Origin of the sequence: Massilia sp. Mn16-1_5 (genome assembly GCF_004798585.1) — a bacterium.
GTDB lineage: Bacteria > Pseudomonadota > Gammaproteobacteria > Burkholderiales > Burkholderiaceae_D > Telluria.
This window is the reverse complement of record NZ_PPXQ01000015.1, coordinates 40,427-54,738: the sequence shown is the minus strand read 5'-3', so window position 1 is coordinate 54,738 and position 14,312 is coordinate 40,427. Positions and strand designations below refer to the sequence as shown.

The 14,312-nt window shown below is 64.7% G+C and carries 14 protein-coding genes; 3 read left to right on the top strand and 11 right to left on the bottom strand.

Annotation, left to right across the window (positions count from 1 at the left end; genetic code table 11):
- The first annotated feature begins 3 nt into the window (after positions 1 to 3).
- Both gspF and C2862_RS18065 read left to right on the top strand, forming a co-directional pair.
- On the top strand, positions 4 to 1,224 hold the full coding sequence (gene gspF / locus C2862_RS18070) for a type II secretion system inner membrane protein GspF (RefSeq protein WP_136221525.1): 1,221 nt from the start codon (positions 4 to 6) through the stop codon (positions 1,222 to 1,224).
- An 11-nt stretch (positions 1,225 to 1,235) separates the two neighbouring features.
- A complete protein-coding gene (locus C2862_RS18065; protein WP_210736045.1) occupies positions 1,236 to 1,940 on the top strand; it encodes a type II secretion system protein N in 705 nt (234 codons plus the stop codon).
- 27 nt (positions 1,941 to 1,967) lie between these two features.
- Here the strand turns inward: C2862_RS18065 and C2862_RS18060 are convergent, their stop codons facing one another.
- The 10 genes from C2862_RS18060 to C2862_RS18015 form a co-directional block, all read right to left on the bottom strand.
- Positions 1,968 to 2,699, bottom strand: coding sequence for a helix-turn-helix domain-containing protein (locus C2862_RS18060; protein ID WP_136221524.1), 732 nt, complete (start codon positions 2,697 to 2,699; stop codon positions 1,968 to 1,970).
- A 120-nt stretch (positions 2,700 to 2,819) separates the two neighbouring features.
- Positions 2,820 to 3,020, bottom strand: a complete 201-nt coding sequence (locus C2862_RS18055) for a hypothetical protein (RefSeq protein WP_136221523.1) — start codon at positions 3,018 to 3,020, stop codon at positions 2,820 to 2,822.
- A 33-nt stretch (positions 3,021 to 3,053) separates the two neighbouring features.
- Complete coding sequence (hslU, locus tag C2862_RS18050) at positions 3,054 to 4,391, bottom strand: ATP-dependent protease ATPase subunit HslU (protein ID WP_210736043.1); 1,338 nt, start codon at positions 4,389 to 4,391, stop codon at positions 3,054 to 3,056.
- A 14-nt stretch (positions 4,392 to 4,405) separates the two neighbouring features.
- A complete protein-coding gene (gene hslV, locus C2862_RS18045; RefSeq protein ID WP_136221522.1) occupies positions 4,406 to 4,942 on the bottom strand; it encodes an ATP-dependent protease subunit HslV in 537 nt (178 codons plus the stop codon).
- 100 nt (positions 4,943 to 5,042) lie between these two features.
- On the bottom strand, positions 5,043 to 6,389 hold the full coding sequence (locus C2862_RS18040; RefSeq protein ID WP_229467499.1) for an STAS domain-containing protein: 1,347 nt from the start codon (positions 6,387 to 6,389) through the stop codon (positions 5,043 to 5,045).
- Positions 6,390 to 6,565: 176 nt separating this feature from the next.
- A complete protein-coding gene (gene dksA, locus C2862_RS18035) occupies positions 6,566 to 7,015 on the bottom strand; it encodes an RNA polymerase-binding protein DksA (protein ID WP_136221521.1) in 450 nt (149 codons plus the stop codon).
- Positions 7,016 to 7,219: 204 nt separating this feature from the next.
- Positions 7,220 to 8,266, bottom strand: a complete 1,047-nt coding sequence (locus tag C2862_RS18030; protein ID WP_136221520.1) for a GTP-binding protein — start codon at positions 8,264 to 8,266, stop codon at positions 7,220 to 7,222.
- A 119-nt stretch (positions 8,267 to 8,385) separates the two neighbouring features.
- On the bottom strand, positions 8,386 to 9,315 hold the full coding sequence (gene xerC, locus C2862_RS18025) for a tyrosine recombinase XerC (protein WP_136221519.1): 930 nt from the start codon (positions 9,313 to 9,315) through the stop codon (positions 8,386 to 8,388).
- Positions 9,316 to 9,319: 4 nt separating this feature from the next.
- A complete protein-coding gene (locus tag C2862_RS18020) occupies positions 9,320 to 9,976 on the bottom strand; it encodes a DUF484 family protein (protein ID WP_136221518.1) in 657 nt (218 codons plus the stop codon).
- A 189-nt stretch (positions 9,977 to 10,165) separates the two neighbouring features.
- Entirely contained in the window at positions 10,166 to 11,218 is a 1,053-nt protein-coding gene (locus C2862_RS18015; protein WP_168710102.1) for a porin, read from the bottom strand.
- Positions 11,219 to 11,682: 464 nt separating this feature from the next.
- Here C2862_RS18015 and C2862_RS18010 point away from each other — a divergent pair, with 464 nt between their 5' ends.
- Positions 11,683 to 13,377: a tetratricopeptide repeat protein gene (locus tag C2862_RS18010; RefSeq protein WP_136221517.1), complete on the top strand. Its 1,695-nt coding sequence runs from the start codon at positions 11,683 to 11,685 to the stop codon at positions 13,375 to 13,377.
- Between the two features lie 67 nt (positions 13,378 to 13,444).
- On the opposite strand, the gene dapF is transcribed toward C2862_RS18010, so the two are convergent.
- Entirely contained in the window at positions 13,445 to 14,308 is an 864-nt protein-coding gene (dapF, locus tag C2862_RS18005; protein WP_136221516.1) for a diaminopimelate epimerase, read from the bottom strand.
- Between the last annotated feature and the right edge of the window lie 4 nt (positions 14,309 to 14,312).

Below are 14,312 nucleotides of genomic sequence, written 5' to 3'. Positions count from 1 at the left end.
ACGATGCCGGCATTTCGTTACGAGGCCGTCGATGCGGGCGGCGCCACCAGGAAGGGCGTTGTCAATGCCGACAGTCCGCGCGCCGCGCGCGCCGACCTGCGCGTGCAGGGACTGACGCCGCTGAACGTCGAGGCGATCGCAGCCCAGGTCGATGCCAGCGGCGCCACCCGTTCGCGCGGCTTCGGCGAACGCCTGTCCTCGGTGGAGCTGGCCCTGTTCACGCGCCAGATGGCCAGCCTGCTGGAAGCGGGCCTGCCGCTGGAACAGGCGTTCACGGCCTTGCTGGAACAGGCCGAAAAGCCGTATCTGCGCGACCTGATCGCCTCGATCCGCGCCGAAGTCATGGGCGGTATCGCGTTCTCGGATGCCTTGTCGCACCACCCGCGCGACTTCGACCAGATCTACCGCGGCCTGGTGTCCTCGGGCGAACAGATCGGCCAGCTGGCGCGAGTGCTGTCGCGCCTGGCGGACTACATCGAGCGCCGCAACGCGCTGGTGCAGAAGGTGCGGCTGGCCTTTACCTATCCGGCCATCGTCACCGTCGTCGCGTTTGCCATCGTCATCTTCCTGCTCACTTACGTGGTGCCGCAGATCGTCTCGGTGTTTGCCAACACCAAGCAGAAGCTGCCGGTTCTCACCGTCATCATGCTGGCGGTGTCCGATTTCATGCGCGCCTACGGCATCCTGCTGGGCGCGGCGCTGATCGCCGCCTGGTTCGCCTGGCGCCGCGCGCTGCAAAATCCCGTGCTGAAACGGCGCTGGCATACCTGGCTGCTGACCGCGCCCGTGTACGGCAAGTTCGAGCGCAGCCTGAACACGGCGCGTTTCGCCAGCACCCTGGCGATCACCACCGGTTCTGGTGTGCCGATCCTGCGCGCGCTCGACACCAGCCGCGACACCCTGTCGAACGTCGCCATGCGCGAACTGGTCGAACAGGCGACGGCCAGCGTGCGCGAAGGTATCAGCCTGGCGCGCGCGCTGTCCGTACAAAAACATTTTCCACCGATGCTGGTGCACATGATCCGTGCCGGCGAGATCACGGGCGAATTGCCGGCCATGCTGGAGCGGGCAGCCAATTCGCAGCAGGCCGATCTCGAACGCCGCACGCTGACCATTGCCGGCCTGCTCGAGCCGGTCCTGATCCTGGCCATGGGCCTGGTGGTGCTGTTGATCGTGCTGGCGGTCCTGATGCCGATTATTGAAATCAACCAGCTGGTGCGCTAACAAGGAAACCGATGAAGCGTCTGCCTCTCCTTTTCACCCTGCTTGCCCTGATCTTCTTGGCCGTGTCCGCCACCTATTGGGGCATGCAGTTGTACAAGCCGCAGCAGCGCCCGATCGCCGCGGCGCCGCCGGCCGCCGTGCCCGAGCTCTCGCCCGATGCCGCCGCTACGCTGTTCGGCGGCCAGGCAGTGGCGAATGTCGCTACCAACTACCAGCTGACCGGCATCGTTGCCGCCGGACGCGACAGTGTCGCCATCGTCGTGGCCGAGGGCCAGCCGCCGAAAGCCCTCAAGGTCGGACACGAACTGTCGCCGGGCGTCAGCATCAGTGAAGTGCACCCGCGCTACATCATGCTGTCCGAAGGTGGCGTCATGAAGCGCATCGACCTCGCAGCCGACACCAAGCCGGCGATCGCGCTGTCGGGCGCCGTCGCGCCGCCGATGCCGGTGCCGCCGCAGATGGCGCGGCCAAGCATCGCGCCGGCCGGCGCGATGCCGACGACCGAGCCGCAAACGGCGCCCGGCGCCGTGCAAGCCCCACCTCCGCCGGGTGAGGTCAATCCGGTCGTGCCGCAGGGCCAGGAGGCGCCGCCAAACCAGGAGCCGCCGCAGGAAGGTCCGCCGGCCGACGTCGTCTCGCCGCCGAACCAGCCGCAAATGCCGGCGCCGACCCGTTCGGCCAACAGCCCGGTCAACAGCGATAATCCGGTCCGATAAGCGGTGCGATAAGGTCGATGGGGAGTATCAGCGGCGCAGCGCCGTAAACGCCGCAAACTCCCACGACCTGAAGCCCACCAATAAGGTCATTCCTTCGCGTTCCTCGGCCGGCAGCCTGCGGTCATGCCGGTGCAGGCGCGTCAATTCGCCCGCCAGCTGGTGGATCTTCTGCGCCAGTTCCGCCGCGCTGCCCGGCGACAACCGGGCCGGCAGGCACATCAGCGTCTCGCCCTGGCCGTCGAAGCGGCCGGCAAAATAATCCGGCACGATCTGTTCGCGGAAGTAATGCTGCACCGGTCCATCCGGCAGCCAGTGGAAGGCGTTCGAGACGCGCAGCGTGTAGCGGTTCAGCGGCCGCAATTCGATGATGCCCAGGCGGTCGAGTTCCGCCAGGCAGCCGATGCACTCGGCCTCGGTCAGGCGATAGGTCTCGACGATCTGCTCCATGTTCCAGTAGCCGAGGCAGCAGATCGCCACCAGCAGCAAGCGCGGCTTGGCGACCAGCGCGGTTTCCTGGGGCAGCGTCAGGGCGTCGGGCTGGGGCCGGCTATCGGCCGCGCCGCGCAGCACATCCTCGAAAGCGATGCCGGCAACCTGGCAAATCTGCGCCAGGCGCGACAGCGGCATGTCCTTCTGGCCGAACATGCGTTTCACGCTCGACTCGCTCATGTCGATGCGTTCGGCCAAGGTTTTATAGGTGAGATTCGCCGCGCGCAATTCCGCGCGCAGCACGTCGACGATCAGCTCGGGTGAGCTCATGGGGTTCCTGTACGTTTTGGCAATAGTGCTTTGCTGAATGTACAGGCGAAAGGCTGGGGCGGCAAGTCGGCGTCGAGCACCGGCCCACCTCGGGCAGGCTGGCGCTCGAACGCCTGGCGCTTAGTCGTCCTCGGATACCAGCGGCGCCTTTTTCAGCAGGCGCTTGGCCGCTTGCCGTTCGCTCGACAGCGGCTTGGCGTGGGCGCCGGCCGATCGCGCCTTGGCCAGGGCCGCGATCGGATTGCGCGGTTTGCCGAATTGCTGCGACGGTTCGACTCGCAGGCGCATCTTTTGCCGCGTCGCCAGTGCCTTGTTTGCCATCGTGTTCTCCCTCGCGAGGCTTACAGAACCGCCTTACAGGACATACCGCGACAGGTCTTCGTTGGCCGACAGCATGTCGAGCCGCTCGTTGACATAGGCCGCGTCGATCGTGATCTGCTTCTCCTGTGTATCGCTGGCGTGGAAGGAGATCTCTTCGAGCAGTTTTTCCATCACCGTGTACAGGCGCCGCGCGCCGATGTTCTCGGTGCGCTCGTTGACGGAGAAGGCGATCTCGGCCAGGCGGTGGATGCCGTCTTCCGAGAACGTCAGCTGCACGCCTTCGGTGCCGAGCAGCGCCTCGTATTGGGTCGTCAGGCAGGCGTCGGTGCTGGTCAGAATGCGCTTGAAGTCCTCGATCGAGAGCGATTCGAGTTCGACCCGGATCGGGAAGCGGCCCTGCAGCTCGGGAATCAGGTCCGACGGCTTCGACAGGTGGAACGCGCCCGAGGCGATGAACAGGATGTGGTCGGTCTTGATCATGCCGTACTTGGTATTGACCGTCGTGCCCTCGACCAGCGGCAGCAGGTCGCGCTGCACACCCGCGCGCGAGACGTCGGCGCCGCCGTGCTCGGAGCGCGTCGCGATCTTGTCGATCTCATCTAAGAACACGATGCCGTTGTTCTCGACGTTGTGGATCGCCTTCTGCTTCATCTCGTCTTCGTTGATCAGGCGCGCCGCTTCTTCCTCGGCCAGCACCTTCATCGCTTCCTTGATCTTCATCTTGCGCGCTTTCTTGCGCGCGCCGCCGACGCCGGCGAACATGGTCTTGATCTGCTCCGTCATTTCTTCCATGCCGGGCGGGGCCATGATTTCCATCTGCGGCGGCGTGTCCGCCACTTCGATCTCGACTTCGCGGTCGTCGAGCGAGCCTTCGCGCAGGCGCTTTCTGAAAGTCTGGCGCGTGCTGTCGCCCTCTTTCGCTTCGGCCGAGGCGCTGACGTTGAAGCCGAAATCGCGTGCCGGCGGCACCAGGATGTCGATGATGCGGTCTTCGGCCGCGTCCTCGGCGCGTTGTTTGACTTTCTTCATTTCGCTGGCGCGGGTCTGCTTGACGCCGATGTCGATCAGGTCGCGGATGATGGTGTCGACGTCGCGCCCGACGTAGCCGACTTCGGTGAATTTCGTCGCTTCGATTTTAATAAACGGCGCATCCGCCAGCTTGGCCAGGCGGCGCGCGATCTCGGTCTTGCCGACACCGGTTGGGCCGATCATGAGGATGTTTTTCGGGGTGATCTCGTGGCGCAGCGGTTCCTGCACCTGCTGGCGGCGCCAGCGGTTACGCAGGGCGATGGCGACCGCACGCTTGGCTTTACTTTGGCCGACGACGTGCTTGTCCAGTTCCGAGACAATTTCGAGGGGAGTCATGTTCATGGTATGCGCGCCGGTCAGTCCAGCGTTTCGATGATGTGAGACAGATTCGTGTAGATGCACAGTTCGCCGGCGATGGTCAGCGCCTTTTTTACCACCTCGGCCGGCGGCAGCTCCGTGTTTTCCTGCAGCGCCTTGGCGGCCGACTGGGCATAGATGCCGCCTGAACCGATCGCGCCGATGCCGTCCTCGGGCTCGAGCACGTCGCCGTTGCCGGTGATGATCAGGGTGCTTTCCTTGTCGGCCACCAGCAGCATCGCTTCCAGCTTGCGCAGCATGCGGTCGGTGCGCCAGTCCTTGGCCAGTTCGACCGAGGAGCGCAGCAGGTTGCCCTGGTGCTTTTCCAGCTTCGCTTCGAAGCGGTCGAGCAGGGTGAATGCGTCGGCGGTGGCGCCGGCGAAACCGCACAGGACCTTGCCCTGGTAGAGCTTGCGCACCTTGCGTGCCGAGCCCTTCATGACGACGTTGCCCAGCGTGACTTGGCCGTCGCCGCCCAAGGCGACCTTCTCGCCGCGGCGCACGCTCACAATGGTGGTGCCGTGAAATTGTTCCATATCTGCCTCATGATTAACTAGCCCTCCGCAGGTGGGGGTGTTGCACAAAATTGCAAGATTAGGCGAGGCTTAACGCGGCAGTAAAGTTGTCGAGACTGCTTCAGTACTTGTGTGCGTACAGGCGCGCGCAGTCGCCATAGTTCAGCAGGCGCAGCAGGGCCGCCACCAGGTGGTTCAGCTCGCGCAGCTCGACGTGGCGCTCCTCGTTCGCCAGGCGGCGCAGGGCGGCGTGCAGGCTGGTTGCTGCGCCAAAGCCGATACGCACCAATTTGGTGCAATCGAGGACGACCGGCGCGGCCGGGTCCATGGCGGCATAGCTGTCGATCGCCGCCAGCAAGGGTCCGATGTCGCCGTCGACGACGGCCGGCAGCATGAAGCGCTGTTCGGCTTTCGCCTGGCCGGCAGGCGCGGCGTTGGTGGTGTTGGAAGCGGGCAGGACTTCGAAGGAGGGCGGCGAGACTTCGAAGGTCACACAATAATCCATCGCCGTTTCTTCGAAATCCTTTTCGCGCCCCAGCAGTTGCAGCAGTTCGAGCAGCAGCAGCCAGGGCGCTTCTCCACTGCTGCGCTCGCCAATCGCCAGCATCGGCCGCAGCACCGCCAGCAGGGTGTCGGCGCCGGCCAGCACGATGGCGCGCCGTGCCGCGCGTAATCCCTGCAAGGCCGCCAGCAGGGCGGCGCAGCCGTCGATCGTGGCCTGGGTGATGCCACTCAAGTCGATGCGCACCGGGGAGCCGCTACTTGCCAGCAGCGCCTGCAGGCGCAGCGCCGCGTCGCTGCCGAGTGTGCCCGTCAGGCGGGCCGCCGGAGCGACGCCCGTAAAACCTTGCTGCGGCGTGTCGGCCGGCAAGCGGTTGCTGTAGGCGGGTGGGGAGGTTTCGAAATGGCTGGCGTAGTCGATCGCGATGCTGTCGAAGTCCTGTTCGCGGCCCTCGGCCTGGTACAGGTCGAACAGCATCCACCAGGGCTGGCGCTCGGTGCGTCCGAGCTCGGCCAGGCAGGCTTGCAGCATCTGCTCGGCAAGCGGACCCTGGCCATTGGCGTACAGGATCGCACTTTCCTCGACCACGGGAGCGGCGGCCGGTGCGGCGGCGGCATCGGGCTGCTCGAGCAATGACGATAGTTCGCTCTCGCCGGCCTCGTCGAACACGGCAGCCGCGGCGGCCGGGGCGCGCCGGGTATTGCCCCAGCGCGCTTCGGCATCGTCGAAAAAGTCGGTTGTCATCGCCAGTTCGATGGCATCGATCTTGGCAGCGGTGGCGCGCGCGATTTCGCGCTGGCGCTCGCGCTCGGCTTCGGAAGGGCGCGCCGCGGCCTCAGGGCGTGCGGGTTCCGGCGGCGCCGCAGCCGCTTCGGGTTTCTTCTTGAGGAAGGAAAATATACCCACGTTACCCTGTCGATCATCCGGCGCGGCGACGTCCGCAGCGCTCATCCATGACGGTAGCATGGACGCGCCTGCGCCGTCCTGCGCACACGTGCGCCCGCGCAAAGCCTGTGCGGGCGCACGCTAGTGTATCCCATGGGAAAGTTTTTGATCGCACGAAAAACCGCGACCAGGACGTAAAAAAGAGAAAAGCATGCGGCGGGCGCATGCTTTTTCGGGGGAAGGAAAGGCGAACCCGATCAATCGCCGTACAGCTTCTGCTTCAGTTCGCGGCGCTGCTGGGCTTCCAGCGACAGGGTCGCGGTCGGACGGGCGATCAGGCGCGGGATGCCGATCGGCTCGCCGGTTTCTTCGCACCAGCCGTAATCTCCGCCTTCGATGGCGGCCAGCGACTGCTGCACTTTCTTGAGCAGCTTGCGTTCGCGGTCGCGGGTACGCAGTTCGAGGGCATGTTCTTCCTCGATGGTGGCGCGGTCAGCCGGATCCGGAACGAGGACCGTTTCGCGCAGGTGCTCGGTGGTCTCGCCGGCGTTTTTCAGCAGTTCCTTCTCGAGCTGTTGCAGGCGGTCCTTGAAGAACGCGAGCTGGGCCGGGTTCATGTAGTCCTCTTCGCCCATCGCCCGAATTTCTTCTTCCGTCAAGAGTCGGTCTTCGGCCTGAGCGGCATTCGGTTTCGTTGTTTTAGTCATGACTTCACTTACCTTCGATACGACAAGAGGTTTTCATTTTATCAGCTAGCTCAGCCGTAGCACCCTGAACTCAAGGGTGCGCGCCCTTGCTGCTGCCATGACGGCCCGTACGATCCGCCGTCTCGCTGTCCGGGGACAGCGGTCAAACACCAGTGCCTGTAGCGTCCTTGTGGGAAGCGACCGGTACCGCTAAACCGGGATAGTTTATACCAAACATTGTTCCAATCCGCGGATAAATACGTCTTTTGGTAAATTTTTACCAATAAATACCATTTTGCTGCCACGGGTTTCATTTGCGTCCCACTTTGCGCCGAGGTCGCTGCCCATGATTTGATGCACGCCCTGGAAAACGACCTTGCGCTCGGCGCCCTGCATCGCCAGCACGCCCTTGTAGCGCAGCATGCTCGGTCCAAAGGCTTGCACCATGCTGCCCAGGAACTGGTCGAGCCGTTCCGGATCGAAGGGGCGCTCGCTGCGGAACACGAAGGCGGCGATGTCGTCGCTGTGGTGCGCATGATGGTGGTCGTGCCCGCAAGCCTCGGTGTGCACGTGATCATGTTCGCCACAATGGGTGTGATCGTGCTCGTGCTCCTCGGCCTGTAAAAAGTCGGGGTCGAGTTCGAGCTTGTCGTTCAAGTTAAAACCGCGCAGGTCGAGCACCTCGGCGATCGGCGCCCGACCGAAGTCGGAGGTCGAGATCGGCGCGCGCGGATTGATGCGCTTGAGACGCATTTTCAAGGTTTCCAGGGCGTCGGCGTCGACCAGGTCCAGCTTCGACAGCAGGATCTTGTCGGCAAAGCCGACTTGTCTCTGGGCTTCCTCGTGACGATCGAGCTGGTCCATCCCATGGCGCGCATCGACCACGGTCACGACGGCGTCCAGCATGTAGTAGCCGCCGACTTCCTCGTCGACGAAGAAGGTCTGGGCCACCGGACCGGGATTGGCGAGACCCGTCGTTTCGATCACGACGCGGTCGAAGGCAATTTCTCCGGCTTCGCGCTTGCGCGCCAGGTTCGTCAGCGCGACGACCAGGTCACCGCGGATGGTGCAGCAGATGCAGCCGTTGTTCATCTCGACGATCTGTTCGCCGCTGTCCTGCACCAGGATTTCGTTGTCGATGTTTTCTTCGCCGAATTCGTTTTCGATGACGGCGATGCGCAGGCCGTGCTCCTCGCGCAGGATGCGGTTGAGGAGGGTGGTCTTGCCGGCGCCGAGGAAGCCGGTGAGGATGGTGGTCGGGATCGGTGACATGGTCGTGTGCAGTGCGGGCAAGCCCGGAAAAGGCATAGGGAGCCGAAGATTATGCCGCAATTTGCAATCTGCCACCATCAACCGCGCCAGCCTTTGCGCCAGCTCAGGCGAACCTTTGTCTACTTCGCTTTCGCTCGCGGATGAGCTCGGTCATACACGGCGGCAAGATGCTGGAAGTCGAGCGCCGTATACACCTGGGTCGAGGTGATGCTGGCGTGACCCAGCAATTCCTGCACGGCGCGCAGGTCGCCCGAAGATTGCAGCAGGTGCGATGCAAAGGAGTGGCGCAGCACGTGCGGGTGCACGTGCACGGGCGAGCCGGCCTGCAGCGCATGGGTTTTCAGGCGCTGCTGCACCACGCGCGGCGTGACGCGCGTGCCGCGCTTCGACAGGAACAGGGCGGCGCTGCCGTCCAGCGCGGGCGGACGCACCGCCAGCCAGGCGGCCAGGGCTTCACGGGCCGGCCCGCCGACCGGGACCCGGCGCATTTTATTGCCTTTACCGGTAACCACGACTTCGCCGGCTGCCGCGTCGTACCAGCCGAGCGAGCTGCTGCCTTCGTTTTGCGTATAGGCCAGATCCAGTCCGGCCAGTTCGGATACCCGCAGCCCGCTCGAATACAGCAGCTCGAACATGGCGCGGTTGCACAATTCCTCGGGTTCGGGGTGGCCGTGGCGGTTCGCTTCCAGCAGCTGGACGGCGGCATCGACCGCCAGGGCTTTCGGCAGGGTCTTGGGACGGCGCGGGGCACGCACGCCTTCGACCGGATTGGCCGGCAGGGCGATCTGGCGCGACAGCCATTGATAAAAGCCGCGCCAGCCCGACAGTTTGCGGGCGATCGAGCGCGGTTCCTGTCCGCCGGCATGCAGGCGCGCGGCGAAGCGGCGCATGTCGGCGTGGGTCAGCGATGCCCAGTCGTCGTGGCCGGCGAGTTCGCGCAATTGCGCAAGATCTCGCCGGTAGGCGGCAATTGTGTGTCCGGACAGCTGGCGCTGGGTTTCCAGTTCGCGCAGGTAGCGCCCGGCCCAGTCCTCGCGCGCCGGTTCCATGGGATCAGCCGCGCAGGTGGGCCAGCGCGGCGCTGGCGGATTGGCCCAGCTGGACCAGGAAATCGGTCGCCATCACCGGGCTGAAGCGCTCGGCGTCGGGCGAGCCCATCACCAGCAGGCCGAAGGTGACGCCCTCGCTGGTCAGCGGCAGCAGCACGGTCGAGCGCACGCCTTCGGCATCGGCTAGCCAGCGGACGGCTTCGAAATCCTTGTTCGGGCCGCAATACGGCGCGCGCAGGCTGGAGGCGAACAGGCGCGCATCCTCGGCCACGCCGGCGGCGAACCAGGCCTCACTGTGTTCAGGCGCCACGTTCCACAGGCGCAGGGTGGCTTGCGGCACGCCGAAGTGGGTCACCAGGCCGTCCACCAGGTCACGCGCCATGGCCGCACCGCCGCTGGACTTCAGCAGCGCCAGGTGCCAGGCGTGGAAGCGATTCAGGATGACGGTGTTGTCGCTTGCTACGCGCATCAGTTCGGCCATGCGCAGTTCGAGCGCGTTGTACTTGGCGCGCATGACTTCCATCTGCCGCTCCTGCAGCGAGACGGCCTTGCCGGTCAGCGGGCTCGACAGTTTGACTTCGCCCAGCAGGCCGGCATGTTCTTCAAAAAAGCGCGGATGGTCGGCCAGGTATTGGGCGACGGCGGCGGAGTCCAGGGTCATCGGTAATCTTGCAAGAAATAGAGGGTGCGCAATTCTACCGCAGCGGGGAGCCGGCAGGCAGCCCGGGGCCGGCTGATTTGCCGTTCGCGCAGCTGCCAGGACGGCGCAGGCGCAATAAAAAAAGGCAGGTACCGCTCACGGTCCCTGCCTTTGATGATTCAAGCAAAGCGGGCATGTGCCCGCCTCAGCTTAGAACGAGTGGTTCACGCCAACGGTGTAGAAGTTGACGGTTTCGTCGATGTTACGACGCACCTGGTTCTGTGGGCCGTCCTTGCGCGATGCGTCGACGTACAGGTAGGTACGCTTCGACAGGCTGTACTCGTAACCCAGCGAGAACTGCTTGGTCTTGAACGAACCTTCTGGATCCTTCTGGCCATAGCCAGCCAGGAACTTGCCTGGGCCCATGGTGTAGTTCGCGCCCAGCACCCATGCCTTGGTCTTCGGACCTGAGGTCGCTGGCAGGGCCAGGCCTGGAAGGACGTGTTCCTGATCCTGGTGGCTGTAGAGGCCGGTCAGTTTCAGTTCCGGGGTCACGTTGAATGCGGCACCGATCGACCAGACTTTCGATTCGACGGCGTTACGCTCGTAGCCCAGCATGACGGCTGCAGGACCATTGTTGTAGGTTGCCGACACCGAGAACGGGTTGGCCGATGCCTGGGCGCCAGCTGGATACAGGGTGCCGTATGCCGGGCCGCCGTTGTTTTCTTTCGAGGCGATCGCGGTGTTCAGCTGGAAGCCGCTCACGACTGGCGAGTTGTACCAGAAGGCGTTGGCCCAACGGTTGTTCGAGTTGGTCGCTGGGTCCAGCGGTGCCGAGTTGTAGCCGGCGACGGCCAGGTCAGTGTAGAAGCCAGCCTGGTGCGGCAGCGAGTGGAACGGCTCGAAGGCACCGACGGTTTCCTGGTACGGGGTCAGGCCGCGACCGATACGGACCATACCGAAGTCGCCCTGCAGGCCGACGCGGCTCTGGCCCTGGAACAGCGGACGGCTGCCGTTTTCAACGGTACCAGTGTCCGGCTCGTAACGGATTTCCAGTTGGAACAGTGCCTTCAGGCCGTTGCCCAGATCTTCGGTGCCCTTGAAACCCAGGGTGTTCGAAGCGCGCTTGCCGATCGACAGGGTCTGGCCGCTGCGCTTTTGGAGGCCAGCATCGATGGTGCCGTAGATTTGAACGGCGGTCTGCGCGTGTGCCACACCGGCGAATGCGCCGACGAGTGCAACTGCCATCAGAGATTTTTTCATTTATTTGTATCCTTTAAAGATGAATCGGAATCCAAAGAGCGTTGAGACTTTGTTTGCTGAACACTCGGACGAGTGAACCTTAAATGCTTAACGCGTCAAGATTGCCGGATTGGTTAATTATGACCGTTCGAATTGGTGGAAAGCCAATTTAACCAATCGTGCTGTTGTATTTTCGAAACGCCCGAGCCCGGTAAATGCCCCATTTTTGGGCTTGCTGCACCGCAAGGTGGCAGAGTTCCGTATCCCCACAAGCTGCTTGTTCGATATCAATCATCAAGCGGTTCGGGACGATTCGCTCCTAGTGCTGGCTTAGACTTTCCCTTGAACCGATGGGTGTGGGCGCGATCCGAGAACTTCTTGTATATTGGCAACTTTGCCAGCGACAGCCCGTCCGTCGCGGCCTTCCGCCGATCCCGCCGGTTTTGCCCGCACCACGCCTGCCCACCAATTGATGAAGACTACCGATGGCTAATCGTGAAGAACTGGCGATCATTCGCGGCGCCCGCAGCGGCCGCGCCGATGCGCAACTCGAGCTGGGCAAGCGCTATCTGTTCGGTAGCGCGGGCCTGCCGCGCAGCCTGCCGACGGCGCTGCACTGGCTCGACCGTGCAGCCCGCCAGGGCTGCACCGAGTCATGCGAACTGATCGGTAGCCATATTCCGCTCGACCTCGCACGGGCTCATGGCGCACCGCTGGCGCCCTGGTACGAACGTGCCTACGATGGCGGCAATGTGCGCGCTGGCCTGGTGCTGGCCCAGCTGGTGCTGGACGGCGCCACCACGGCGCCCGGCAGCTTGCACGCCAAGGCGGTGCGTGCGCTGGAAGAGGCCGCGCGCGCCGGTTTTGCCGATGCCCAGTGGCTGCTGGCACGGCGGCCGGAGATCGCCGCCGGGCTCAATTCTTCAGCAACAGGCACTGCCGCGGTGCAGCATCAGGGCGTGGCCGTTCGCGACCGGGCAGGGCCGGCAGACGAGCGGCGCGCCGCTGCCCGTCCGGTTGCGCCAGCTACCGACGCGTCCGGGGCGGGGCAACCCTGGCTGCGCCGGGCCGCCGACAATGGCCTGGCCGAAGCCCAGTTCGCGCTGCTCGAGCAAAGCTGGTCAGCCGGTGCCTGGCAAGATTATCTGTCCCGCGCGCTGCCGCTGGCGCGTGCGCTTGTGGACGGGGGCGGCAGCAAACCCATCCGGCGCCTGGCGCCGGGCGAGGTCAACCTGCTGTCGCGTACCGCGCGCCTGCTGGCGGACGGAAAAGGCAACCCGGAGATCGGCAACGACGACATTCACGCCTTCTGGGAACTGGCAGCGGCCGAGCACGATCGGCATGCCCAGCTGGCGATCGGCTTGTGGTACGCCCGCATGCAGGTCGACGGCACGCGCATCCAGGGCGGCACGGGCGCCGCGAATTTCAAGAAGGCGATCCGCTGGCTGCTGCTGGCGGGAGAGCAGGGCCTGGCCGAGGCCTGGTATGCGCTGTCGCGCATCTATTTAAAACCCGAATTCTCGCAGCGGAACGTGGCCGACGCCCAGCGCTACCTGGAGCGGGCGGCGGAAATGGGTTACGAGGTCGCGCAGCTGGAATGCGGCCACAACGCCTGGCGCGCGCGCCGCGAAAACGAAAGCAACGATGTGCGCGCCGTGTTCTGGCTGCAGCAGGCGGCAGCGCAAGGCAATACCGAGGCCGGCGCTGCCCTCGGCAAGATTGCGCCGCGTCTGATTGACCTGGCCCATACCGAAACCGGCGCCCTGCGCGATTGCCTGGGCGACCTGTCTCCCCATCCGCTGCTGGCCGCGCGGCTGGAGCTGGCTTCGCTGTTCAACCTGTCGCGCGCCGAAACCCTGCTGCTCGACGTGGCCAGCGCCGACCAGGGGCATTGCCTGGTGATCGATATCCGCGCCAGCTATGGGCGCAGCAAGCGCCGCCTGGTGATGGTGAACACGGCCGAAGAGCGCCAGGCGCTCGACCGCATCGTGCGCTTGTTCGAGAACGTGGATTGCGGACCGGGCGGTCCGGAAGGAAATTACCGCCAGCGCCTGTACCGCTTGCGTACCTTGATGGCCGATGCGGCCATGTGTGGGCGCTTGCTCGATGATGCAGAGGGCCCGCATCCGCCGCCCGTGCCGCCGGAACGGGGAAATTCTTCCTACGGTATGGCGGCCTGAATGGCGAGACTACCTGAGCACTCGCCGAGCCTGGTACGCGAGCTTGGCCCGCTCCCCGAGTACTCTCTTATATATTGATTTCGCCTTCGAACACCGTGACGGCAGGCCCGCTCAGGTACACGGCTTGGCCTTCTCCAGCCCAGGCGATCGACAATTCTCCGCCGCGCGCGGATACCCGCACCGGCGAATCGAGCAGGCCGCGCCGGATGCCGGCGACGACCGCCGCGCAGGCGCCGGTCCCGCAGGCCAGGGTCTCGCCGGCGCCGCGCTCGAATACGCGCAGCTTGATGTGGCGCCGGTCGACGACCTGCATGAAGCCGGCGTTGACGCGCTTTGGAAAGCGCGGATGGTGTTCGACCTGCGGGCCGAGCTCCGCCACCGGCGCCGTAGCGGCATCGTCGACTACTTGCACGGCGTGCGGATTGCCCATCGAAACGACCGAGACTGCGACTTCGAGCGGAGCGCCTTGCAGCTGCAGCGTCAAGGGCCACAGGGTGTCGCCTCCTTGTACTAATCCCTGCAAGCCTGCGCTGTCGAACGGCACCGCGGCCGGCTCGAGCACGGGCGCCCCCATGTCCACCGTCACGCTGCCGTCGTCTTCCAGTGTCGGGGCAATAATGCCGGACATGGTCTGCACCCGGATGCTGCGTTCGCCGCTCAATCCCTTGTCGCTGACGAAGCGGGCAAAGGCGCGCGCGCCGTTGCCGCACTGTTCGACTTCGCCGCCGTCATTATTGAAGATGCGGTAGCGGAAATCGGCGCCCGGCACGGTGGGGCGCTCCACGATCAGGATCTGGTCGGCACCGACGCCGAAGCGGCGGTCGGCCAGGCGCCGCCATTCGTCGGCGCTGAAGTCGATCTGCTGGTGGATGGCGTCGATGACAACGAAATCGTTGCCGGCGCCCTGCATCTTGGTGAACTTGAGTTTCATAGTG